Origin of the sequence: Pseudomonas aegrilactucae, assembly GCF_019168305.1 — a bacterium.
Taxonomy (GTDB): domain Bacteria; phylum Pseudomonadota; class Gammaproteobacteria; order Pseudomonadales; family Pseudomonadaceae; genus Aquipseudomonas; species Aquipseudomonas aegrilactucae.
Genome location: NZ_JAHTBI010000072.1, coordinates 17,558 through 37,874 on the forward strand (window position 1 = coordinate 17,558; position 20,317 = coordinate 37,874).

Annotated in this window: 24 protein-coding genes; 10 read left to right on the plus strand and 14 right to left on the minus strand. The window is 65.2% G+C overall.

What is annotated here, in order from left to right; translation table 11 throughout:
• Positions 1–14: 14 nt before the first annotated feature.
• Positions 15–869, plus strand: coding sequence for a sulfurtransferase (locus KUO17_RS19170; protein WP_217977094.1), 855 nt, complete (start codon positions 15–17; stop codon positions 867–869).
• On the opposite strand, the gene KUO17_RS19175 is transcribed toward KUO17_RS19170, so the two are convergent.
• A complete protein-coding gene (locus KUO17_RS19175; protein WP_217977095.1) occupies positions 866–1,861 on the minus strand; it encodes a hydrolase in 996 nt (331 codons plus the stop codon). The genes KUO17_RS19170 and KUO17_RS19175 overlap by 4 nt on opposite strands.
• 80 nt (positions 1,862–1,941) lie before the next feature.
• Positions 1,942–2,718, minus strand: a complete 777-nt coding sequence (locus KUO17_RS19180) for a M16 family metallopeptidase (RefSeq protein ID WP_341869637.1) — start codon at positions 2,716–2,718, stop codon at positions 1,942–1,944.
• Between the two features lie 50 nt (positions 2,719–2,768).
• Here KUO17_RS19180 and KUO17_RS26765 point away from each other — a divergent pair, with 50 nt between their 5' ends.
• Positions 2,769–2,912, plus strand: a complete 144-nt coding sequence (locus KUO17_RS26765; protein ID WP_255263678.1) for a hypothetical protein — start codon at positions 2,769–2,771, stop codon at positions 2,910–2,912.
• Between the two features lie 16 nt (positions 2,913–2,928).
• Here the strand turns inward: KUO17_RS26765 and KUO17_RS19185 are convergent, their stop codons facing one another.
• The 5 genes from KUO17_RS19185 to KUO17_RS19205 all read right to left on the minus strand — a co-directional run bounded on the left by KUO17_RS19185 (position 2,929) and on the right by KUO17_RS19205 (position 8,212).
• Positions 2,929–3,333: a peptidase M16 family protein gene (locus KUO17_RS19185; protein WP_217977096.1), complete on the minus strand. Its 405-nt coding sequence runs from the start codon at positions 3,331–3,333 to the stop codon at positions 2,929–2,931.
• On the minus strand, positions 3,326–4,663 hold the full coding sequence (locus tag KUO17_RS19190) for a M16 family metallopeptidase (RefSeq protein ID WP_217977097.1): 1,338 nt from the start codon (positions 4,661–4,663) through the stop codon (positions 3,326–3,328). Before KUO17_RS19190 ends, KUO17_RS19185 begins: the two co-directional genes overlap by 8 nt.
• Before the next feature lie 117 nt (positions 4,664–4,780).
• Entirely contained in the window at positions 4,781–5,374 is a 594-nt protein-coding gene (gene rsmD / locus KUO17_RS19195; protein WP_217977098.1) for a 16S rRNA (guanine(966)-N(2))-methyltransferase RsmD, read from the minus strand.
• On the minus strand, positions 5,374–6,864 hold the full coding sequence (locus tag KUO17_RS19200; protein WP_217977099.1) for a M16 family metallopeptidase: 1,491 nt from the start codon (positions 6,862–6,864) through the stop codon (positions 5,374–5,376). The genes rsmD and KUO17_RS19200 overlap by 1 nt, the downstream gene beginning before the upstream one ends.
• Positions 6,857–8,212: a M16 family metallopeptidase gene (locus tag KUO17_RS19205; RefSeq protein WP_217977100.1), complete on the minus strand. Its 1,356-nt coding sequence runs from the start codon at positions 8,210–8,212 to the stop codon at positions 6,857–6,859. The genes KUO17_RS19200 and KUO17_RS19205 overlap by 8 nt, the downstream gene beginning before the upstream one ends.
• 230 nt (positions 8,213–8,442) lie before the next feature.
• Between KUO17_RS19205 and ftsY the strand changes: the two genes are divergently transcribed.
• The 4 genes from ftsY to rpoH all read left to right on the plus strand — a co-directional run bounded on the left by ftsY (position 8,443) and on the right by rpoH (position 12,594).
• On the plus strand, positions 8,443–9,933 hold the full coding sequence (gene ftsY, locus KUO17_RS19210; protein ID WP_217977101.1) for a signal recognition particle-docking protein FtsY: 1,491 nt from the start codon (positions 8,443–8,445) through the stop codon (positions 9,931–9,933).
• On the plus strand, positions 9,930–10,601 hold the full coding sequence (gene ftsE, locus KUO17_RS19215; protein ID WP_163949409.1) for a cell division ATP-binding protein FtsE: 672 nt from the start codon (positions 9,930–9,932) through the stop codon (positions 10,599–10,601). The genes ftsY and ftsE overlap by 4 nt, the downstream gene beginning before the upstream one ends.
• Positions 10,598–11,626, plus strand: coding sequence for a permease-like cell division protein FtsX (ftsX, locus tag KUO17_RS19220; protein ID WP_217977102.1), 1,029 nt, complete (start codon positions 10,598–10,600; stop codon positions 11,624–11,626). The genes ftsE and ftsX overlap by 4 nt, the downstream gene beginning before the upstream one ends.
• Positions 11,627–11,739: 113 nt before the next feature.
• Positions 11,740–12,594 carry an RNA polymerase sigma factor RpoH gene (gene rpoH, locus KUO17_RS19225; RefSeq protein WP_217977103.1) on the plus strand — a complete coding sequence of 285 codons (855 nt, stop codon included), beginning with the start codon at positions 11,740–11,742 and terminating at the stop codon, positions 12,592–12,594.
• 137 nt (positions 12,595–12,731) lie between these two features.
• On the opposite strand, the gene mtgA is transcribed toward rpoH, so the two are convergent.
• On the minus strand, positions 12,732–13,454 hold the full coding sequence (gene mtgA, locus KUO17_RS19230; protein ID WP_217977104.1) for a monofunctional biosynthetic peptidoglycan transglycosylase: 723 nt from the start codon (positions 13,452–13,454) through the stop codon (positions 12,732–12,734).
• 69 nt (positions 13,455–13,523) lie between these two features.
• Here mtgA and KUO17_RS19235 point away from each other — a divergent pair, with 69 nt between their 5' ends.
• From KUO17_RS19235 to trmB, 4 genes are all read left to right on the plus strand, one after another.
• A complete protein-coding gene (locus KUO17_RS19235) occupies positions 13,524–13,895 on the plus strand; it encodes a DUF423 domain-containing protein (protein ID WP_217977105.1) in 372 nt (123 codons plus the stop codon).
• Between the two features lie 101 nt (positions 13,896–13,996).
• Positions 13,997–14,197, plus strand: a complete 201-nt coding sequence (thiS, locus tag KUO17_RS19240) for a sulfur carrier protein ThiS (RefSeq protein WP_217977106.1) — start codon at positions 13,997–13,999, stop codon at positions 14,195–14,197.
• Positions 14,198–14,245: 48 nt separating this feature from the next.
• The gene (locus KUO17_RS19245; protein WP_163949395.1) at positions 14,246–15,040 is read left to right on the plus strand and encodes a thiazole synthase; all 795 of its coding nucleotides are present in this window, start codon (positions 14,246–14,248) and stop codon (positions 15,038–15,040) included.
• A 9-nt stretch (positions 15,041–15,049) separates the two neighbouring features.
• On the plus strand, positions 15,050–15,772 hold the full coding sequence (gene trmB / locus KUO17_RS19250; RefSeq protein WP_217977107.1) for a tRNA (guanosine(46)-N7)-methyltransferase TrmB: 723 nt from the start codon (positions 15,050–15,052) through the stop codon (positions 15,770–15,772).
• A gap of 94 nt (positions 15,773–15,866) precedes the next feature.
• Here trmB and KUO17_RS19255 read toward each other — a convergent pair whose 3' ends face one another.
• From KUO17_RS19255 to metX, 6 genes are read right to left on the minus strand one after another with little or no spacing between them, the layout of a single operon-like run.
• The gene (locus KUO17_RS19255; RefSeq protein WP_043860129.1) at positions 15,867–16,190 is read right to left on the minus strand and encodes a DUF3392 family protein; all 324 of its coding nucleotides are present in this window, start codon (positions 16,188–16,190) and stop codon (positions 15,867–15,869) included.
• Between the two features lie 9 nt (positions 16,191–16,199).
• Positions 16,200–17,414: a radical SAM family heme chaperone HemW gene (gene hemW, locus KUO17_RS19260; protein WP_255263679.1), complete on the minus strand. Its 1,215-nt coding sequence runs from the start codon at positions 17,412–17,414 to the stop codon at positions 16,200–16,202.
• Positions 17,411–18,007, minus strand: coding sequence for an RdgB/HAM1 family non-canonical purine NTP pyrophosphatase (gene rdgB / locus KUO17_RS19265; RefSeq protein ID WP_217977108.1), 597 nt, complete (start codon positions 18,005–18,007; stop codon positions 17,411–17,413). The genes hemW and rdgB overlap by 4 nt, the downstream gene beginning before the upstream one ends.
• Positions 18,004–18,438 (minus strand): DUF4426 domain-containing protein, encoded by a 435-nt coding sequence (locus KUO17_RS19270; RefSeq protein WP_217977109.1) that lies wholly within the window; start codon positions 18,436–18,438, stop codon positions 18,004–18,006. The genes rdgB and KUO17_RS19270 overlap by 4 nt, the downstream gene beginning before the upstream one ends.
• A gap of 24 nt (positions 18,439–18,462) precedes the next feature.
• Positions 18,463–19,083: a methionine biosynthesis protein MetW gene (metW, locus tag KUO17_RS19275; protein WP_217977110.1), complete on the minus strand. Its 621-nt coding sequence runs from the start codon at positions 19,081–19,083 to the stop codon at positions 18,463–18,465.
• A 7-nt stretch (positions 19,084–19,090) separates the two neighbouring features.
• Positions 19,091–20,230 carry a homoserine O-succinyltransferase MetX gene (metX, locus tag KUO17_RS19280; protein WP_217977111.1) on the minus strand — a complete coding sequence of 380 codons (1,140 nt, stop codon included), beginning with the start codon at positions 20,228–20,230 and terminating at the stop codon, positions 19,091–19,093.
• Between the last annotated feature and the right edge of the window lie 87 nt (positions 20,231–20,317).

Below are 20,317 nucleotides of genomic sequence, written 5' to 3' on the forward strand. Positions count from 1 at the left end.
ATATGGAGACTGTCATGCCCCTCGCGCAACTGATTGCACCCCAGCCGCTGGCCGAGCGCCTCGGCGCGCCGAAGCTGGTGATTCTCGATTGTCGCTTTGCCCTGGATGACGTCGACCATGGCCAGCGCAGCTATGCCGAAGGGCATATTGCCAGCGCGTATTTCGCCGATCTGGAGCGGGACCTGAGCGGGCCGGTGGTCAAGGGCGTGACCGGGCGCCACCCGCTGCCGGATGCCGATGCCATGGTGCAGCGCCTGCGCAACTGGGGCATCGACAACGACAGCGAGGTGGTGCTTTACGATGATGGCCCCGGCGCATTTGCGGCGCGGGCGTGGTGGCTGCTGGCGTGGCTGGGCAAGCGCGATGGGGTGTTCATTCTCGACGGCGGCCTCAAGGCCTGGCATGCGGCCCGCTTGCCCCTGAGCCTGGATGCGCCGCAGCGGCGCGAGGGCAGTTTCAGTGGCCAGCCCGACCCGCAGTTGCTGCTCGATGCCGAGCAACTCGGCCACCACCTGGGCGAGCCTGCGCTGACCCTGCTCGACGCTCGCGCGCTGCCGCGCTTTCGCGGCGAGGTCGAGCCGATCGACCCGGTGGCCGGGCATATCCCCGGTGCCCATTGTGCGGCGTTCACCGACAATCTGGGGGCCGATGGCCGTTTCCTGGCGCCCGAGTACCTCAGGCAGCGTTTCGCGGCGATGCTGGGCGGGCGTGCGCCCGAGGCTCTGGTGGCCTATTGCGGCTCGGGCGTAACGGCCTGCCACAACCTGTTCGCCCTGTGCCTGGCCGGTTACCCGCTGGCGCGGCTGTATGCCGGCTCGTGGAGCGAATGGATCACCGACCCGCAGCGCCCGGTGGCCACCGGCGACTAGGCGCCGCTGGCCAGCCAGTGCGGAATACGCCGCTCCAGGTAGTAGCCGGGTTGGCGCAGGCTGCCATCGACAAAACCGACGTGGCCGCCCTGGCGGTGTAGCTCCAGGGTGGTCTGGCTGGCCAGCTCGGCGGCGCCCGGCAGGCTGTGAGCGAACACGAAGGGGTCGTCGCTGGCCTGGATGAGCAGGGTCGGCGTGCGGTTGCGGCCCAGGTAGTAGCGGCTGGAAGAGCGCTTGTAGTAGTCGTGTGCGTCGCTGAAACCGTTGAGCGGCGCAGTGACCCGCCCATCGAAGTCCCAGAACGTGCGCAGGTTTTCCAACGGCCCCAGGCGTGCCAGCGCCGCCAGCCCTTCGTGGTGGCCCTGGTGCTGGAAGTGGCGTTGCTTGTCCTTTACATAGCCGAGCATTGCGCGCATGAAATGCGCCTGGTACACCCGCGAGAAGCCCAGGCCGATGCGGTCTGCGCATTGGTCCAGGCGAAACGGTACCGACACCGCCACGGCCGCCTGCAACGGGCTGGCGGCGCCCACCTCGCCCAGGTACTTGAGTAGCACGTTGCCCCCCAGCGAATAACCCACCGCGTATAACGGTGCCTGTGGACGTGCAGCGCGCAGGTGGGCGATGACCTCGGCCAGGTCTTCACTGGCACCGGAATGATAGCTGCGGGGCAACAGGTTCGGCTCGCCCGAGCAGCCGCGCCAGTTGACCGCCACGCTGGCCCAGCCCTGAGCCTGCAGGGCCTGCTGCAGGCCGACCACGTAGTGCGAAGTGGACGAGCCGGTCAGCCCGTGCAGAACCGCCACCAGCGGCGCAGTGGCCGCGTGCGGGCCACACCAGTCCAGGTCGAGAAAGTCGCCATCGGCCAGCCACAGCCGTTCGCGCTGATGCTCGACGCCCGGCGGCTTGCGCCAAAGCGGGCCCCAGAGGGTCTGCAGGTGCGGATTGCCTAGCCCGCTGGCGGGCTCGAAGGTGTGGGGTGAAGGGGTCGACATCATTGCACTTCTCGGTGACGCACGGCCGTTCAGCTCTCAGTGTATGTGTTCAAGGGCGACACTGCCGGGCGCCGGGACGCTCAATCCGTCGTGTGGGTGGGCAGCGGCTCCTGGTCAGAGAGCGGGCCGACACTTATCTGCACCAGCTTGTCGATCTGCAGGTGATTTTTCAACACGACCTTCAGCTGATCGATGCTCAAGGCCTGGATCGCGTTGATGAACTGCGCCTGATGGTCAGGCGCCAACTGGTTGAAGGCAATGTCCTGTAACTGCGCGAGCTTGCCCGCGTTGCTGGCGCTGGCGAGCAACAGCTCGCCCAGCAGCTTGCGCCGCGTATCGTCAAGCTCCTGCTGGGTCGGGCCGTGCTCGACATAGTCGTGCAGCAGTTGCTCCACGACGTGCAGCGTGGCGTCCCGGTAACGATGCTCGACGCCCAGTTGCATGCCCCAGATACCGGCACTGCGCTGAAGCTGCAGTCGGGAGTAGGCGCCATAGGTGAGACCGCGGCGGGTGCGCAGTTCGTGCATCAGGCGCGTACGCAGGCCTTTGCCGCCCAGGATCTGGTTGAGCACGGTGAGTGCGGCCCGGTCGGGATGGTTCGCCGCTGGTGCGGGCAGCCCCACCAGCAAGGTGGTCTGTGTCCCCGGGTGCTCGAGGTGGTAGAGCTCCGGCTCAGTGGCCGCAGGCGCCGGGATGGACGGCAGCGCCGGGCCTGTGGGAAGGGTGCCGGCGATGTGCTCCGCCATCTGCCTGGCCTGTTCGTGGCTCAGGTCGCCGACCAACACGATAGTAGCGTTGCTGGCGGTGAACGCGCGCTGGTAATACGCCTTGATCTGCTCGATCGAGATCCTGGCAATCGCGTCGGCTCGCCCAGCGGATTTGCCGAATAGGGGTGGCCTGGGTACAGATGCACATTGAGCAGGTCGCTGGCACGTTGCGCGGCGTAATGCCGGGAATGGGCGATCAGATTGTTCAACTGGTCCTTGATCGGCGCCAGCCTGGGCTCGGCAAACAGCGGCTGGCCCAGCATCTCGACCAGCAGGTCGATTGACGATGTGCGCTGGGGATCATGGCTGAGCTGCGCAAGATGCGACCTGCACACGCTCGCGCCCGCTGCTCTTGTGGAGCACCGCCCCGGTATCGTCCAGCGCCTCGGCAAAGGCGCTGGCGTCACGCACCAGGGTGCCCTCGTCGAGCATGCCCAGGGTCAGTTGGGCCAGCCCGGCGACGCCCTGTTCATAGGCGCTGCCAGCGGCGAAGATCACCTGTACATCGAACATGGGGAGCTGTTGGCTGCGTACGAACAGCACGGGCGTGCCCGCGGGGGTATGCCAGCGGGCGACCTGCAGGGCGGGCACCTCGATGGGCTGGTTGGCGTCGGTCAGCGCGTCGAGCGTTGCGCCAGCGCGAACGGGTGCACTCGCCAGCAGTGCCAGACACAGCGTGAAGAGGCTGCAGAGGATCTTATTCATCATCGGCCTCCGGGGCTTTAATGTACGCCACGCTCAGGCGTTCGTCGCTGAAGTAGGTGCGTGCGACGTGCTGTATGTCTTGCGCGGTAATGGCTTGCAGGTCCTCGCGCTCGCTGGCGAGCAGGCTCAGGGGCAGGCCGGCGGCGCTGAGTGCGCTGAGCTCGTCGGCCTGGGCGCTGAGGTCGTCGCGGGCGTAGACCAGTTGCGCCAGCAGCCAGGTCCTGGCGCGTTCCAGGGCCTGGGGCGTTGGCGGGGCGGCTTTCAATGCCTGCAGTTCGTCCTGCAGCGCGCTGCGCACATTGTCCAGGGGCAGCGCCTTGGTCGGGTTGATCGAGGCTTGCACCACGAACAGGCTGTCGCCCCGCGTGAAGGGCGAGTAACTGACGAACGGGTCCATCAGTCGTTCCTGTTCGCGCATCGGCCCGGCCACCAGGCGCGCACTCAGCCCGCCGCCGAGCAGGGCCTGGGTCAGGCGCAGTGCATTGACGTCACGCGGGGCGGTGGCCGTCGCGTGGCTGGGTACATTGAAGGCCATCGCCACGGCAGGGGTTGCCGCGCCATCGCGCAGCGTTACCTGGCGAAGGGCGACCGGATAGTCCAGTGGTGCCTTGACAGCTGCCAGCGGGGTGCGCGGCAACCCGCCGAAATGCCGCTGGGCAAGGCTGCGTACCTGTTCGCCCGTGACAGCGCCGACCACCACCAGCACGCTGTTGTTGGGGGCATACCAGGCGCGGTACCAGGCAGTGAGCTCGGCTGCGTTCATACGCTCCAGGTCACTGGGCCAGCCGATCACCGGTGTGGCATAGCTGCTGGATGAATGGGCGATCGCTTGCAACTGCTCGCCCAGGCGGCTATGTGCCGAATCCAGGCGCTGTCGGCGTTCGGCTTTGATGGCAGGCAGTTCCACGTCGAACTGGGCGGCGTCCAGGCGCGCGGCCACCAGCAGGTCCGCCAGCAGCTCCAGGCCAAGCCCCAGGTAGGGCGCGGACAGGGTTTGATGAAACACCGTCAGGTCGCGGCTGGTGTAGGCGTTTTCCTCGGCACCGAGGCGTTCCAGGATCTGCGAGTACTCACCTGCCGAGGTCTTGCCGCTGCCAGTAAAGACCAGATGCTCCAGGGCGTGTGACAGGCCGGACTGGCCGGGGTGTTCGTGGCTGGAGCCCACTTTTACCACCATGTGCGTGCTGACCACGGGCGCGCGGTGGTCTTCGCGCACGATCACGCGCAGGCCGTTGTCGAGTTCGAAGTCGTGGGTCGGGGCGGGGCTGGCCTGCGCTGAACAGCTCAGCAGCAACAGCCCTGAAAGGGCGCAAGGCAGAAGGGCTCGCATGGGGTGGTTTCCTTTTCTTGTCGAAGAGGCAACACGATCATCCAAAGCGAGGGCACGGGCGGGGTAGATAGATAGTGCAGGGAAGGTTCCCCGGGGCCAGGCCCCGGGGGGTTGGGCTCAGCCGCGCTCCCAGAGCGCGTAGTGCACCTGGCCGGCCTTCTTTTCCCGGTGCAGGCGCCAGTTGCCCGGCAGTTGCAGGCTGGACGGTGCCGTCTCGCTTTCGGTATAGATCCAGGCGTGCTCGGCCAGCCACTGGCGCTCTTCGAGCAGCGCACAGGTCGTCGGCAGCAGGTCCTGGTGGAACGGCGGGTCGAGGAACACCACGTCGAACGGCGCCTTGGACTCGCCCTGCAGGTAACGCACCACGTCGGTCTGGATCACCTGGCCGGTGGGGCAGCGCAGCAGCTCGAGGTTGTCCTTGAGGTTCTCGATGGCCGTACGGTTGCTGTCCAGCGCTACGCCCGAAGCCGCCCCGCGGGACAAGGCTTCGAGAAACAGCGCGCCGCTGCCGGCGAAGGCATCCAGCACGCGGGCGCCTTCGATATAGGCGCTCAGCCAGTTGAACAGGGTTTCGCGCACCCGGTCAGGGGTAGGGCGCAGGCCCGGTGCGTCGGGAAAGCTCAGGCGACGGCTGCGCCATTGGCCTGCGATGATGCGCAGCTGGCCCTGGCCGCCGTGGGTGGCCCTGGATTTGCTGGATGGACTGGCCATTAATGCTCCGGTACGCCAAGCGGCTGCTCGGCGGGTTTGTCAGTGGGCGGTGGCAACGGTTGCTGCGCCACCTTCGGCCCTGCGGTCACGATGACCATCTTGTCGGCGGCCAGGTGCTTGTTGAGGGCATCACGCACCTGCTCGACGGTCAGGCTCTGGGACTTCTGCATGAAGTCTTCGAGGAAATCGAGTGGCAGATCATAGAAGCCGATCGCGCCCAGTTGGCCGACGATGCTGGCATTGCTGGCATTGGCCAGCGGGAAGCTGCCGGCCAGCTCGCGCTTGGCGTCGTCCAGTTCCTGTTGGGTGGGGCCGGTCTTGAGGTAGTCACGCAGGATGTCCTGCACCAGCTTGAGCGTACCTTCGCTCAGTTCGGCACGGGTCTGCAGGTTGATCATGAACGGGCCGCGCACCTGCATCGGGCTTAACACCGAGTATACGCCGTAGGTGAGGCCGCGCTTCTCGCGCACTTCGCTCATCAGGCGGGTGCCGAAGGCGCCACCGCCCAGGATCGAGTTGCCCAGCGACAGGGCCGCATAGTCCGGGTCGTTACGGTCGATGCCCAGTTGCGCGAGCATCAGGTGGGTCTGCTTGGATGGGAAGTCGATGTGGCTGGCCCCAGGCGTGGGTGCGCTCGGCTGGGCCAGCTTGGGCAGGGCAGGGCCCTTGGGCAGCGCGCTGGAGACCTGCGCGGCAATCGCCTGGGCCTCGTCGCGGCTGAGGTCGCCGACCAGCGCGATCACCACGTTGCCGGCGGCGTAGGCCTTGGCATGGAAGGAGCGCAGTTGCTCGAGGGTAATCGGCGGGATGCTTTTGGCATCGCCGTCGCTGGGGTGGGCGTAGGGGTGCTTGCCGTACAGCTTCTCGAACAGCTGGATGCCGGCCAGCTTGCCCGGGTTCTGCTGCTGGTACTCGAAGCCGGCGAGTATCTGGTTCTTGATGCGCGTGAGCGCGTCTTCGGGGAAGGTCGGCTTGCCGACCACCTCGGCGAACAGTGCCAGGGCAGGTTCGCGCTTGTCCTTGGCACTGAGGCTGCGCAGCGAGGCGACGGCCATGTCGCGGTAGGCACCGTTGCCAAAGTCTGCCCCCAGGCCTTCAAAACCTGCGGCAATGGCGCTGACGTCCTTGCCGGCCACGCCTTCGTTGAGCATGGCATTGGTCAACGTGGCCAGGCCCGGCAGCTCGGCGTCCTGGCTGCTGCCGGCGGCGAAGGTCAGGCGCAGGTCGAACATCGGCAGTTCGTGGGCTTCGACGAACATCACCTTGGCGCCTTCGGCGGTGCTCCAGGTCTGAATGTCCAGGGCGCGCCGGCTGGGCGCCTTGCCGTCCAGCTCGGCCAGCGATTGCAGGCTGCTGCCAGGCTTGGCCGGGGCATTGCTGGTGGCATTGTCCGATTGCGCCGGGCGGGCCAGGAACACGGCCGTCAGTACCACGGCGCCAAGGATGCCCAGGCCCATCAGGGTGTAGCGGGGGGTCGACTGCTCAGTCATGCGCCTGTTCCTCGGGCAATACGTGGGCAACGCTCAGGCGTTCGCGGGTGAAGTAGGTGCGGGCGGCGCTCTGGATGTCGGCCGGGGTCACGCTTTTCAGCTCGTCCAGTTCCTTGTCGATGAGTTTCCAGGACAGCCCCACGGTTTCCAGCTGGCCGATGGTGGTGGCCTGGCTGCTGATCGAGTCGCGGTCGTAGACCAGCCCTGCAATCACCTGGGCGCGCACGCGCTCCAGCTCTTCGGCGGTGGGCGGGGTGGTCTTGAGTTCGTCGAGCAGTTGCCAGAGGCCGGTTTCAACCTCGGGCAGGGTCTTTTGCTTCTGGGTGTTCGGGATGGCCGAGAGCATGAACAGGCTGTCGCCGCGGGTAAACGGGTTGTAGCTGGCGGAGGCGCCGGCCACCAGCTCCTGGCCGCGCTCCAGGCGCGTGGCCATGCGTGCGCTGTAGCCGCCGTCGAGCAGGGCGGCGATCAGGCGCAGGGCGTGCACGTTGCGCGGGTCCTTGGCGGTGGCCAGGCCCGGCACGTTGAAGCCGTAGATCAGGCTCGGCAGTTGGGTGCGTACATGCACGGTGAGCTGGCGCAGGCCGGGCTCGGCCAGCTCCAGCGGCAGCTTGGCCGGTGGCGTGGCGCGCCTGGGGATGGCGCCGAAGTAGCGCTGGGCCAGGCCCTTGACCTCGTCAGGGGTGACGTCGCCGACCACCACCAGGGTGGCGTTGTTGGGCACGTACCAGGCTTCGTACCAGTGGCGCAGCTCTTCGACCTTCATGCGTTCGAGGTCGGCCATCCAGCCGATGGTCGGGGTGTGGTAGCCGCTGGCCGGGTGGGCCATGGCGCTGAACAGTTCCATGGCCTTGGCGTTGGGCTGATCGTCGACGCGCAGGCGGCGCTCTTCCTTGATGACCTCGATTTCGCGACTGAATTCTTGCGGTGGCAGACGCAGGCTGCCCATGCGGTCGGCTTCCAGTTCCAGCGCCACACCCAGGCGGTCGCGGGCCAGTACCTGGTAGTAAGCGGTGTAGTCGTCGCTGGTGAAGGCGTTTTCTTCGGCCCCCAGCTCGCGCAGGATGCGCGAGGCCTCACCTGGCCCCAGCTTGTTGCTGCCCTTGAACATCATGTGCTCCAGGGCGTGGGACAGGCCGGTCTGGCCCGGGGTTTCGTAGCTGGAACCGACCTTGTACCAGACCTGCGAGACCACCACAGGCGCGCGATGGTCTTCGCGCACGATGACCTTCAGGCCATTGTCGAGGGTGAATTCGTGGGTCGGTTGGGAATCGGCGGCAACGGCCACCAGGGGCAATACAATTGTGCTGAGCAGCAGGCCGGCGGCGCGGCGGGCTAGAGCATTCATTGATGATTCAACCTGTAGGGCTGCCCGCATGGCCTTAGCGTCGGCGGGCTAGGAGGTGCTAGGATACTGATCCGGTTGCCTGACGACCATGCCTGTCGAGATTGAGGCGTTATCGGCGTCCCGACAAAATGTTGCGCATGAACCAGTCGGCTTGACCATAGTCTGTTCTGCGTTAGAAGAATTTTGAGGCGCCACACTGGCGCATCGCTACCCTGAGATAGCCGTCTTCCATGTTTGGTTCCAACGACGACAAAAAGACCCCGGCCGCGGCCGGTGAAAAGAAAGGCCTGTTCGGCTGGCTGCGCAAAAAGCCCCAGCAAGCAGTTGTCGAACAGCCCGAAACCCCGGTGCCAGAGGCGCTGGAGCCGATCGCCCCGAGTGCGCCCGCGCCTGCCCCCGTTGCTGTCGAAGCGGCGCCGGTGGTGGTCGAGGCCCCGGCGGGCAACCTGGTGTTGCCGGTGCCTGAAGAGCCGGTAGCGCTGGTGGCCGACCTCGAGCCGCATCTGCCTCCGCCGATCCCTGAACGGCAGGCGCCAGAGCCTGTGGTCGAACCAGCGCCGCAATATGCTGCGCCAGCGCCGGTGGTCGAGCCTGAAGCGCAATATGCTGCGCCAGTGCCTGTTGCCGAGCCTGAGCCGCAGTACGTTGCCCCAGTCCCCGTGGTCGAGCCTGAGCCCGTAGTGGTTGCGCCCTCTCCGGCGCCGGTTGTTCCGGCCCCAGCCCCTGTGGCGGCAGTGGTCGAAACCGCCGTCGAGCCGCAAGCCGCCCCGGTGCCTGCCGCAGAGACCAAGGCCGGCTTCTTCGCCCGTCTCAAGCAGGGCCTGTCCAAGACCAGCGCCAGTATCGGCGAAGGCATGGCCAGCCTGTTCCTGGGCAAGAAGGTCATCGATGATGACCTGCTCGAAGAGATCGAGACCCGACTGCTGACCGCCGACGTCGGCGTCGAGGCTACCTCCGTGATCGTGCAGAGCCTGACCCAGAAGGTTGCGCGCAAGCAACTGGCCGATGCCGACGCCCTGTACAAGTCGCTGCAAGGCGAGTTGACCGACCTGCTCAAGCCGGTCGAGCAACCACTGAAGATACAGTCGCAGAACAAGCCGTTCGTGATCCTGGTGGTCGGCGTCAATGGCGCCGGCAAGACCACCACCATCGGCAAGCTGGCGAAAAAGCTCCAGCTTGAAGGCAAGAAAGTCATGCTGGCGGCCGGTGATACCTTCCGCGCCGCGGCGGTGGAGCAGTTGCAGGTCTGGGGCGAGCGCAACCAGATCCCGGTGATCGCCCAGCACACCGGTGCCGACTCGGCCTCGGTGATCTTCGACGCGGTGCAGGCCGCCAAGGCGCGCAACATCGATGTGCTGATCGCCGACACCGCTGGTCGCCTGCACACCAAAGACAACCTGATGGAAGAACTCAAGAAGGTGCGCCGGGTCATCGGCAAGCTCGACGCCGATGCGCCGCACGAAGTGTTGCTGGTACTCGACGCCGGTACCGGGCAGAACGCCATCAACCAGGCCAAGCACTTCAACCAGAGCGTCGAACTCACGGGCCTGGCCCTGACCAAGCTCGACGGCACCGCCAAGGGCGGGGTGATCTTCGCCCTGGCCAAGCAGTTCGGCCTGCCTATCCGCTACATCGGCGTGGGTGAAGGCATTGACGATCTGCGCACGTTCGAAGCAGAACCCTTCGTTCAAGCACTGTTTGCCGAGCGGGAGCATCCATGATCCGATTCGAACAGGTCGCCAAACGCTATCCGAATGGTCACGTTGGCCTGCATGAATTGAGTTTTCGGGTACGTCGGGGCGAATTCCTGTTCGTCACCGGCCATTCCGGCGCAGGCAAGAGCACCTTGCTGCGCCTGCTGCTGGCCATGGAACGCCCCACCAGCGGCAAGCTGCTGCTGGCCGGGCAAGACCTGGGCCAGATCAGCAACGCGCAGATCCCGTTCCTGCGCCGTCAGATCGGCGTGGTGTTCCAGAACCACCAGTTGCTGTTCGACCGTACCGTGTTCAACAACGTCGCCTTGCCGCTGCAGATCCTTGGCCTGTCCAAGCTCGAAGTGGCCAAGCGTGTCGATTCGGCGCTGGAGCGCGTGGCCCTGTCGGACAAGGCCGAGCTGTTTCCCGGTGACCTGTCCACCGGCCAGCAGCAGCGTGTCGGGATTGCCCGTGCCATCGTGCACCGCCCGGCCCTGCTGCTGGCGGACGAGCCCACCGGTAACCTCGACCCGCGCCTGGCGGCCGAGATCATGGGCGTGTTCGAAGACATCAACCGCCTGGGCACCAGCGTGCTGATCGCCAGTCACGACCTGGCCCTGATCGCACGCATGCGCCATCGCATGCTGACGTTGCAGCGTGGCCGACTGATCGGCGATGGGGAGGCCGGGCAATGAGTGCATCACGTAGCCCCAAGGTGTCCGAACGCGTCGCGCCCAAAGCCGCCGAGCCGGCCCCGCAAAAACACAAAAAACGCCGTGATGACGATGACGGCCCGGATTTCAGCACCCTGCTGCACGCCTGGATCGAAAGCCACCGCTCCAGCCTGCTCGACAGCCTGCGTCGCCTGGGCAAGCAGCCGATCGGCAGTTTCTTCACCTGCCTGGTGATGGCGGTGGCACTGAGCCTGCCCATGGGGCTGTCGCTGCTGCTGAGCAACGTCGAGCGCCTGGGCGGTTCGTGGCAGCGCGCCGCGCAGATTTCGCTGTACCTCAAGCTCGATGCCAGCGCCCACGAGGGCGAAGCCCTGCGCACCCAGATCAAGGGCTTGCCGGGGGTGACCGAGGCCGACTATGTCAGCCGCGAACAGGCCCTGAACGAGTTCCAGCAACAGTCCGGGCTGGGCGATGCCCTGCGCGAATTGCCGGAGAACCCGCTGCCAGGGGTGATCGTGGTGACCCCGGCCGAAGTCGACAAGCCGGCGCTGGAGGCCCTGCGCCAGCGCCTGGCCGAGTTGCCCAAGGTCGAGCTGGCCCAGCTGGACCTGGTGTGGGTCGAGCGCCTGGCGGCGATCCTCAAGCTGGGTGACCGTTTCGTGTTCGGCCTGACGGTACTGCTGGTGTCGGCGCTGCTGTTGGTAATTGGTAACACAATTCGCCTGCACATCGAGAACCGCCGCACCGAGATCGAGGTGATCAAGCTGGTGGGCGGCACCGACAGCTATGTGCGCCGGCCTTTCCTGTACATGGGCGCGCTGTATGGCCTGGGGGCCGGTGTTCTATCCTGGGGCGTGCTGGCGTTCGGCCTGAACTGGCTGAATGACGCGGTTATCGGGGTGTCCGGCCTGTACGGCAGTGATTTCGCGCTGGCCGGGGTTCCGTCAGCCGATGGCCTATCGCTCTTGCTTGGTGCAGTGTTGTTAGGGTATATCGGTGCTTGGATTGCGGTCGCTCGGCATTTGCGTGAGCTTGCACCGCGATAAGAGTCTTTTTGCCACCACCTGGCTTTATCGTTTCAGGGAACTTGTTTCGGGGTTCCCGGTCAATGGTGGCAGTGCCTGATGGCACAAGTTCAGTGAGTCGGAGGTTTTTTCGTATGACCACTTCGTTGCAACCTGCGTATGCCTTGGTCCCGGGTGCGAACCTGGAGGCTTATGTTCATACGGTGAACAGCATTCCACTGCTGACACCCGAGCAGGAGCGTGAACTGGCCGAGAGTCTCTATTATGAGCAGGATCTGGGGGCGGCTCGGCAGATGGTGCTCGCCCACCTGCGGTTTGTCGTACATATCGCACGTAGCTATTCGGGCTACGGGCTGGCCCAGGCCGACCTGATCCAGGAAGGCAACGTCGGGCTGATGAAAGCGGTCAAGCGCTTCAACCCCGAGATGGGTGTGCGCCTGGTGTCCTTTGCCGTGCACTGGATCAAGGCCGAGATTCACGAGTTCATCCTGCGCAACTGGCGCATCGTCAAGGTTGCGACCACCAAGGCGCAACGCAAGTTGTTCTTCAACCTGCGCAGCCAGAAGAAGCGTCTGGCCTGGCTGAACAACGATGAAGTGCACCGGGTGGCTGAAAGCCTGGGTGTCGAGCCGCGTGAAGTACGCGAGATGGAAAGCCGCCTGACCGGTCAGGACATGGCGTTCGACCCGGCAGCCGAGGCGGACGACGACAGCGCGTTCCAGTCGCCGGCCAACTACCTCGAAGACCACCGTTACGACCCGGCGCGCCAGCTGGAGGATGCAGACTGGAGCGACAACTCCTCGAGCAACCTGCACGAGGCGCTGCAAGGCCTGGACGATCGCAGTCGCGACATTCTGTACCAGCGCTGGCTGGCCGAAGAGAAGGCGACGTTGCACGACCTGGCAGCCAAGTACAGCGTGTCGGCGGAGCGTATCCGGCAGTTGGAGAAGAATGCCATGAACAAGGTGAAAGCCCTGATCGCGGCCTGATCTTTTTATCGCCTGTACTGGCCCCTTCGCTGGCGAGCCAGCTCCCACAGGATCACCGCAATCCTTGTGGGAGCTGGCCAGCGAAGGGGCCAACAAAAAACCCGACTCAGGTCGGGTTTTTTAATGCCTGCGCCTTATCAGTTGGTCCACGGCGCCTTGCGCGTCTCATCCAGCTGCACCAGGTAGCCGCTACCGCCCAGTTGGCTCATCTGCTGGCGGATCCACCCCGCCCGTCGCGCCACATAACTGCTCGGCCGGCTCGCGCTCCAGTTGCGCGGGCTCGGCAGCACCGCGGCCAGCAGGCTGGCCTGCTGGCGAGTCAACTTGCTCGCATCGGTGCCAAAGTGATGTCGCGCCGCTGCCTGGGCACCAAACACCCCGTCATCCCACTCGGCGCTGTTGAGGTACACCTCCAGGATCCGCTCCTTGGACCACAGCAGCTCGATCAAGGCGGTAAACCACGCTTCCAGCCCCTTGCGCAACCAGCTGCGGCCGGCCCACAGAAACTGGTTCTTGGCTACCTGCTGGCTCAGGGTACTGGCCCCGCGAATGGACCCGCCGCGCTCGTTGTGCGCCAGCGCCGCCTGGATCGCCGTGAAGTCGAACCCCCAGTGCCCGGCAAATTTCTGGTCTTCACCGGCAATCACCGCCACCTTGAGCTCGTCGGATATCTCGTCCCATGGTCGCCAGTCGTGTTGCAGGTCGATGGGCTGGCCATTGAACCAGGACTCGACCTTGCGCTCGACCATCAGCATGGTGCCTGGCGGTGGCACCCAGCGAAACAGCAGGACCAGCAACACGCTGGCGCCGGCAAACCAGAGCAGGGCGCGGGTGAGGCGGCGGATCAGGGATGACAGCATAGAGATGGCTTGGCCGAACCGAATGAGCGGGCCATTATACAGACCCTGTGCCCCCTAGGAGTCTTCCGCATGCTTCGCAGCTTCCTGTCGCTCGCCGCCGTTTTCGGTTTTACCGGGGTGGCCCTCGGCGCCTTCGCCGCCCATGGCCTCAAGGGGCGCCTGAGCAGCGAGTACCTGGCCATCTTCCACACTGGTGTGACCTACCAGCTGGTGCATGCGCTGGCCCTGCTCGCGGTGGCGGTGATCTCGGTGCACCTGCCGGGGCGGCTGGTGGCCTGGGCCGGTGGTCTGTTCTGCCTGGGGATCGTGCTGTTTTCCGGTAGCCTGTACCTGTTGACCCTGAGCGGCATCGGCAAGCTCGGCATCATCACCCCCTTTGGCGGCCTGGCGTTCCTCGGCGGCTGGCTGTGCCTGGGCCTTGCAGCCTGGCGACTGGGCTGACCCGCGAGTCCAAATCGAGACGAATGGCGTTGCCCGGCCTTGGGTTCAGGCCCGGATAGGGGCTAGAATGCGGGCCCCTGAAAATAATGGCGGCCGTGCGCATGCGCATTCAATTGAACGGTGAACCTTTCGAAGTGGCCGATGGCGAAACCGTCGCGGCCCTGCTGAGCCGGCTGGACCTTGCAGGTCGCCGGGTGGCAGTGGAGCTGAACCTTGGCATCGTGCTGCGCAGCCAGCACAACGCTACCGCCCTGCGCGAAGGCGACCAGGTCGAGGTCGTTCACGCCATTGGCGGCGGCTAGGCCCACGCGATCCACCTGCAAGTCCCTCAACCTTCAAGAGGATTACCGATGAGCAACGTTCGTAGCGACAAGCCCTTCACGCTGGCCGGTCGTACCTTCCAGTCGCGCCTGCTGGTCGGTACTGGCAAGTACCGCGACATGGAAGAAACCCGCCTGGCCATCGAGGCCTCGGGTGCCGAGATCGTCACCGTCGCGGTGCGCCGTACCAACCTGGGCCAGAACCCGGGTGAGCCGAACCTGCTCGACGTATTGCCGCCGGATCGCTACACCATCCTGCCGAACACCGCCGGGTGCTATGACGCCATCGAAGCCGTGCGCACCTGCCGCCTGGCGCGTGAGCTGCTCGACGGGCACAACCTGGTCAAGCTTGAAGTGCTGGCCGACCAGAAGACCCTGTTCCCCAACGTGATCGAAACCCTCAAGGCCGCCGAAGTGCTGGTCAAGGACGGCTTCGATGTGATGGTCTACACCAGCGATGACCCGATCATCGCGCGTCAACTGGCCGAAATCGGCTGCATCGCGGTCATGCCGCTGGCCGGCCTGATCGGTACCGGGCTGGGCATCTGCAACCCGTACAACCTGCGCATCATCCTCGAGGAATCGAAGGTGCCGGTGCTGGTCGATGCCGGTGTGGGTACCGCCTCCGACGCTACCATCGCCATGGAAATGGGCTGTGAGGCGGTGCTGATGAACTCGGCCATCGCCCATGCCCAGCAGCCGGTGATGATGGCCGAGGCCATGAAGCACGCCATCGTTGCCGGCCGTCTGGCCTACCTGGCCGGCCGCATGCCGAAAAAACTCTATGCCAGCGCCTCGTCGCCGCTGGATGGTCTGATCAAGTAAGAGCCCCTGATGACTGAATCGCAAGAATCGCCGATCACCGCCGAAGGCGAAGAACGCCAACACCGCCGCATCAAGAGTTTCGTGATGCGTGCCGGTCGCATGACTGAAGGCCAGCAGCGTGGCCTGGACCAGGGCGCGCCGTTGTTCGTGCTGCCGCTGGCCGACAGCCCGGTGGACTACGACCAGGTATTTGGCCGCTCGGCGCCGCGTACCCTGGAAATCGGCTTCGGCATGGGCCATTCCCTGCTGGAAATGGCCGCTGCTGCGCCGGAGCAGGACTTCATCGGTGTGGAGGTGCACCGTCCGGGTGTGGGGGCGCTGCTCAATGGCGTGCTGACCCAGGGGCTGAAGAACCTGCGGGTGTATGACTGCGATGCCATCGAAGTGCTGAACACGTGCGTGGCCGACAACAGCCTCGATCGCCTGATGCTGTTCTTCCCGGACCCGTGGCACAAGAGCCGTCACCACAAGCGTCGCATCGTGCAGCCGGAGTTTGCCGAGCTGGTGCGCAGCAAGCTGAAGGTGGGCGGTGTGTTCCATATGGCGACCGACTGGGAACCGTATGCCGAGTACATGCTGGAAGTGATGAATGTCGCGCCGGGTTACAGGAACCTGGCTGAAGACGGCAAGTGCGTACCACGCCCTGCCGAGCGCCCGATCACCAAGTTCGAACGCCGTGGCGAGCGCTTGGGGCATGGGGTGTGGGATCTGAAGTTCGAGAAATTGGCTTAAGACCGCATAACGGCTATTCGCTGGCAAGCCAGCTCCCACAGGGGATGTACGAACACCGCCAAACCCTGTGGGAGCTGGCTTGCCAGCGAAGCTTTCAGCGGCGGTCAGCGACCACGCCGAGCAACACCAGCACCACCAGCAACACCGGCGCCAGCGCATAGTTGTTGAACTGGCTCAGCCCGCGCACCACCCACGGCGTCGCATAGATCAGCGCCGCGCCGCTGCCGATCAGCACCAGCAGGGCCATGAACGGCACGCGCAATGCACCTGCCAGCCCGCCCAGGCGCTGTTCGACCCAGCCCTTGATGTCGGTGCCGAACAGCACCAGCAAACAGCCTACAAGCGCCAGAGAGATTTCCGACAGGTTGCTGCGGCTCCAGCGGGAGACGGTCGAAAGCAGGTCGAGTACCAGGTCCATTCGCTATCCTTAGGTCAAGAAATACTGCAGCAGGTCGTTGAGGAACAACTGGCCGCGCGGGGTCGCGACCAGTCGCGTCGGTTCGACCTGCAAAAGGCCCTTTTGTTCGGCTTCACGCCGCGCCGCCGCCAGTTGCTCCAGCGCCAGCCCGGTGCGCTGGGCAAACAGCTCGGCGTCCACCCCCTCGGTCAGGCGCAAGGCATTCATCAGGAACTCGAACGGTAGCTCGTCCACCGTCAGCAGCTTCTCGCCGGCAGTGAATGGCTTGGCCGGGTTCAGGTAGTCCTTGGGCAGGCGCGTCTTCCAGGTGCGCAGGATGCGCCCGTCCGGATGGCTGAGCTTGCCATGCGCGCCGGCACCGATGCCGATGAAGTCGCCAAAGCTCCAGTAGTTGAGGTTGTGCCGCGCCGCCCTGCCAGGCTGGGCATAGGCCGAGACCTCGTACTGGCGGTAGCCATGCGCGGCCATCAGTGCCTGCCCGGCCTCCTGGATATCCCACAGGATGTCGTCCTCGGGCAGCTCGGGCGGCTGGTTCCAGAACACCGTGTTGGGCTCCAGGGTCAGCTGGTACCACGACAGGTGCGTGGGGTTGAGCGCGATGGCCTGGCGCAGGTCGCCCAGCGCATCGTCCAGGGACTGGTCGGGCAGGCCGTGCATCAGGTCCAGGTTGAAGTTGTCGAACCCGGCCTCGCGCGCCATGGCGGCCGCACGCACGGCCTCGTCGCCGTTGTGGATGCGCCCCAGCGCCTGCAGTTTGGCCTGCTGGAAGCTCTGGATGCCGATCGACAGGCGGTTGATGCCCAGCTGGCGGTAGGCCTTGAACTTCTCCTGCTCGAATGTCCCGGGGTTGGCTTCCAGGGTGATCTCGATGTCGGGGGCGAACGGGATACGCTGCTCCACGCCCGCCAGCAGGCGGCCCAGCGCATCGGCGCTGAACAGGCTCGGGGTACCGCCACCGAAGAAGATCGAGCTGATCGGGCGCCCGTACACCGTGCCCAGCACCTGGTCGAGGTCGGCGAGCAGGGCGTCGACGTAGGCGGCTTCCGGCAGCTCGGGGGTGGCGGCGTGGGAGTTGAAGTCGCAGTACGGGCATTTGCGCACGCACCACGGGATATGGATGTACAGCGCCAGCGGCGGCAACTGTGGCAGCGCCGCCCGCGGTGCATGGGAAGTAAAGCCAGCCTCGCCCAGGTGCAGTGGCTGTGCCGGCGTGTGATCGGTCATTGCAGGCCCAGACGCTGACGCAGCAGGCTCATGGCGCGGGCACGGTGGCTGATCAGGTTCTTCTCGGCCGGGGCCAGCTCGGCACTCGAGCAGTCGCGCTCCGGCACCCAGAACAGCGGGTCGTAGCCAAAGCCGTGGGCACCGCTGGCCTGGTGCAGGATACGCCCGTGCCACAGGCCTTCGCACAGGATCGGCAGCGGGTCGTCGGCATGGCGCACCAGCGCCAGTACGCACACGAACTGCGCGCCGCGCTGGGCATCCGGCACGTCCTTCAAGACGTCCAGCAACTTGGCGTTGTTGGCCGCGTCGCCCTGGCCGTCGGCATAGCGCGCCGAATAGATGCCCGGCGCGCCACCGAGAGCGTCCACCGCCAGGCCCGAGTCGTCGGCCAGTGCCGGCAGCCCCGAGATGCGGGCGGCGTTGCGCGCCTTGAGGATGGCGTTTTCGACGAACGACAGGCCGGTCTCTTCCGGCTCCACGCTGCTGAATTCGCCAATCGAACGCAGCTGCACGGTGTCACCGAGCATGGCCTGCAGTTCCTTGAGTTTGCCAGCGTTGTGGCTGGCCAGTACGAGTTGCTGGATGTTCATCATTGGCCTGGGAAAAGCTCTTGGTTGAAGCTGATGGTTTCGGTCTTGCCGTCAACCCCTACGGTAAGGGTGAACGTGCGGGTTTCCTGCTGCGGCACCGGGAACTGGGCGATGTAGTAGACCGCGCCGGGTTCGTTGATCTGCTTGAAGGTGAGCGGCACCGAGTGGCTGGTCAGGTCCTTGACGGTACCGCTGACCTGGGTGACCACCGGCTTGCCGCCCTTGATCACCGACACGTTGATCACCCCCTGGTTCTTGCTGCGCACCAGTTGCGCTGCCTTGGCCACGTCCGGCTGCAGGAAGGTGGAGATGAAGGTGCTGTAGTGCACCGTGGTGTCACCGAAGACTTCCTTGCGCTCGCCCTTGATGGCGTCTGCTGCGATGGCCGTCGCGCTCAGGCAGGCGACCAGTAAAAAACTCAACAAGCGACCCATGATCTGTCTGCTCCAGTGGGTGGGTTAAACCGCGACCTTGTGTTCCTGCAGGCCCGGGCTGTTGACACGGTAAATGCCGATCTCCCCTAGAAGATTAGGCCATAGCTTGCTCGCCCACCCATGCCGGTGCATATGGTCGACCGCCAGACGGTCGAGCACCTGGGCCCGGCGTTCGCTGCACAGTGCCTCGAAATCCTCGAAGGTGCAGAAGTGGATGTTCGGCGTGTTGTACCAGGTATACGGCATGAAGTCCGAGACCGGCATGCGACCCTTGGTGGCCAGGTACCAGCGGCAACGCCAGTGGCCGAAGTTGGGGAAGGTGATGATGCATTGGCGGCCCACGCGCAGCATTTCGTCGAGGATCCGGTCGGGGTACTCCACGGCCTGCAGGGCCTGGGTCATGACCACCACGTCGAAACTGTTGCTGGCGAAGTTGCCCAGGCCCTTGTCCAGGTCCTGTTCGATGACGTTGACGCCCTTGGCCACGCACTGGGCGATGTTGTCGGGGTCGATTTCCAGGCCGTAGCCCGCCACCTGCTTGGTGTCGCGCAGCGAAGCCAGCAGCTCGCCAGTACCACAACCGAGGTCGAGTACCCGGCTACCGGCGGGGATCCAGTCTTGGATGATTTCCAGGTCGGCTCTCATGGGGTCCTCAGCAGACGATGCGGTTCATGTAGTTCGTGAATCCCGTGATATAGCGCGGGGTCGGGATCAGGAAGGCATCGTGGCCATAGGGCGAGTCGATATCCAGGTAGCACACGTTCTTGCGCGCGGCGATCAGTGCATCGACGATCTCGCGCGAGCGCGCCGGCGAAAAACGCCAGTCGGTGGTGAACGACATCACGCAGTACTGCGCGGTGACGTGGGCCAGGGTCGCGGCCAGGTCACCGCCATGGGCGGCGGCCGGGTCGAAGTAGTCCAGGGCCTTGGTCATCAGCAGGTAGGTGTTGGCGTCGAAACGCCCGGAAAACTCCTCACCCTGATAGCGCAGGTAGCTTTCGACCTGGAACTCGACGCTGTGGAAGTCGTAGTTGAGCTGGTCGCTCTTGAGTTCACGGCCGAATTTCTCGCCCATCGAGTCATCCGACAGGTAGGTGATGTGCCCGACCATGCGCGCCAGCATCAGGCCGCGCTTGGGGATCACGCCTTCAGCCTGGAACGAGCCGCCGTGGAAGTCCGGGTCGGTGAGGATGGCCTGGCGCGCCACCTCGTTGAACGCGATGTTCTGTGCCGACAGCTTGGGTGCCGAGGCGATGTCCAGGCAATAGCGCACGCGATCGGGGTAGGTGATGGTCCATTGCAACGCCTGCATGCCGCCCAGGCTGCCGCCGACCACGGCCGCCCACTGGGCAATGCCCAGGCGGTCGGCCAGGCGGGCCTGGCTGTGCACCCAGTCTTCCACGGTCAGTACCGGGAAGTCGGCGCCGTAGGGCTGGCCGGTGAGCGGGTTGATACTGCTGGGGCCGGTGCTGCCGTTGCAGCCGCCGAGATTGTTCAGGCTGACCACGAAGAAGCGGTTGGTGTCGATCGGCTTGCCCGGGCCGATGCAGCTGTCCCACCAGCCCGGCTTGCGGTCGTCGGCGCTGTGGTAGCCGGCGGCGTGATGGTGCCCCGACAGCGCATGGCAGATCAGCACGGCGTTGCTGGCCGTGGCGTTGAGGGTGCCGTAGGTTTCGTAGATCAGCGCGTAGGAGGCCAGTGAGCGACCACAGGCCAGTGCCAGGGGCTCATCGAACTGCGCCAGTTGCGGAATTACCAGACCGACCGAATCTTCGGGAAAGACAGTGGACATCGACCCTGCTCACGCTTGAATGAGGCGTAAGTCTAAAGACCGCCACCCCCAGCGGCAAGCCACATGGCGCGGCTTGAGGTTGGGGGC

Bases quoted from the DNA above. Each gene is read 5' to 3' on its own strand.
- rsmD (WP_217977098.1), bottom strand. From the start codon at position 5,374: ATGGCCAGTCCATCCAGCAAATCCAGGGCCACCCACGGCGGCCAGGGC.
- KUO17_RS19255 (WP_043860129.1), bottom strand. From the start codon at position 16,190: ATGGACCTGGTACTCGACCTGCTTTCGACCGTCTCCCGCTGGAGCCGC.
- trmB (WP_217977107.1), top strand. From the start codon at position 15,050: ATGACTGAATCGCAAGAATCGCCGATCACCGCCGAAGGCGAAGAACGC.
- KUO17_RS19200 (WP_217977099.1), bottom strand. From the start codon at position 6,864: ATGACTGAGCAGTCGACCCCCCGCTACACCCTGATGGGCCTGGGCATC.
- hemW (WP_255263679.1), bottom strand. From the start codon at position 17,414: ATGACCGATCACACGCCGGCACAGCCACTGCACCTGGGCGAGGCTGGC.
- KUO17_RS19245 (WP_163949395.1), top strand. From the start codon at position 14,246: ATGAGCAACGTTCGTAGCGACAAGCCCTTCACGCTGGCCGGTCGTACC.
- ftsX (WP_217977102.1), top strand. From the start codon at position 10,598: ATGAGTGCATCACGTAGCCCCAAGGTGTCCGAACGCGTCGCGCCCAAA.
- mtgA (WP_217977104.1), bottom strand. From the start codon at position 13,454: ATGCTGTCATCCCTGATCCGCCGCCTCACCCGCGCCCTGCTCTGGTTT.
- KUO17_RS19190 (WP_217977097.1), bottom strand. From the start codon at position 4,663: ATGCGAGCCCTTCTGCCTTGCGCCCTTTCAGGGCTGTTGCTGCTGAGC.
- thiS (WP_217977106.1), top strand. From the start codon at position 13,997: ATGCGCATTCAATTGAACGGTGAACCTTTCGAAGTGGCCGATGGCGAA.
- rpoH (WP_217977103.1), top strand. From the start codon at position 11,740: ATGACCACTTCGTTGCAACCTGCGTATGCCTTGGTCCCGGGTGCGAAC.
- KUO17_RS19185 (WP_217977096.1), bottom strand. From the start codon at position 3,333: ATGAATAAGATCCTCTGCAGCCTCTTCACGCTGTGTCTGGCACTGCTG.
- KUO17_RS19235 (WP_217977105.1), top strand. From the start codon at position 13,524: ATGCTTCGCAGCTTCCTGTCGCTCGCCGCCGTTTTCGGTTTTACCGGG.
- ftsY (WP_217977101.1), top strand. From the start codon at position 8,443: ATGTTTGGTTCCAACGACGACAAAAAGACCCCGGCCGCGGCCGGTGAA.
- KUO17_RS19170 (WP_217977094.1), top strand. From the start codon at position 15: ATGCCCCTCGCGCAACTGATTGCACCCCAGCCGCTGGCCGAGCGCCTC.
- KUO17_RS19205 (WP_217977100.1), bottom strand. From the start codon at position 8,212: ATGAATGCTCTAGCCCGCCGCGCCGCCGGCCTGCTGCTCAGCACAATT.
- KUO17_RS19270 (WP_217977109.1), bottom strand. From the start codon at position 18,438: ATGGGTCGCTTGTTGAGTTTTTTACTGGTCGCCTGCCTGAGCGCGACG.
- rdgB (WP_217977108.1), bottom strand. From the start codon at position 18,007: ATGATGAACATCCAGCAACTCGTACTGGCCAGCCACAACGCTGGCAAA.
- KUO17_RS19175 (WP_217977095.1), bottom strand. From the start codon at position 1,861: ATGTCGACCCCTTCACCCCACACCTTCGAGCCCGCCAGCGGGCTAGGC.
- metW (WP_217977110.1), bottom strand. From the start codon at position 19,083: ATGAGAGCCGACCTGGAAATCATCCAAGACTGGATCCCCGCCGGTAGC.
- ftsE (WP_163949409.1), top strand. From the start codon at position 9,930: ATGATCCGATTCGAACAGGTCGCCAAACGCTATCCGAATGGTCACGTT.
- KUO17_RS26765 (WP_255263678.1), top strand. From the start codon at position 2,769: ATGCACATTGAGCAGGTCGCTGGCACGTTGCGCGGCGTAATGCCGGGA.
- metX (WP_217977111.1), bottom strand. From the start codon at position 20,230: ATGTCCACTGTCTTTCCCGAAGATTCGGTCGGTCTGGTAATTCCGCAA.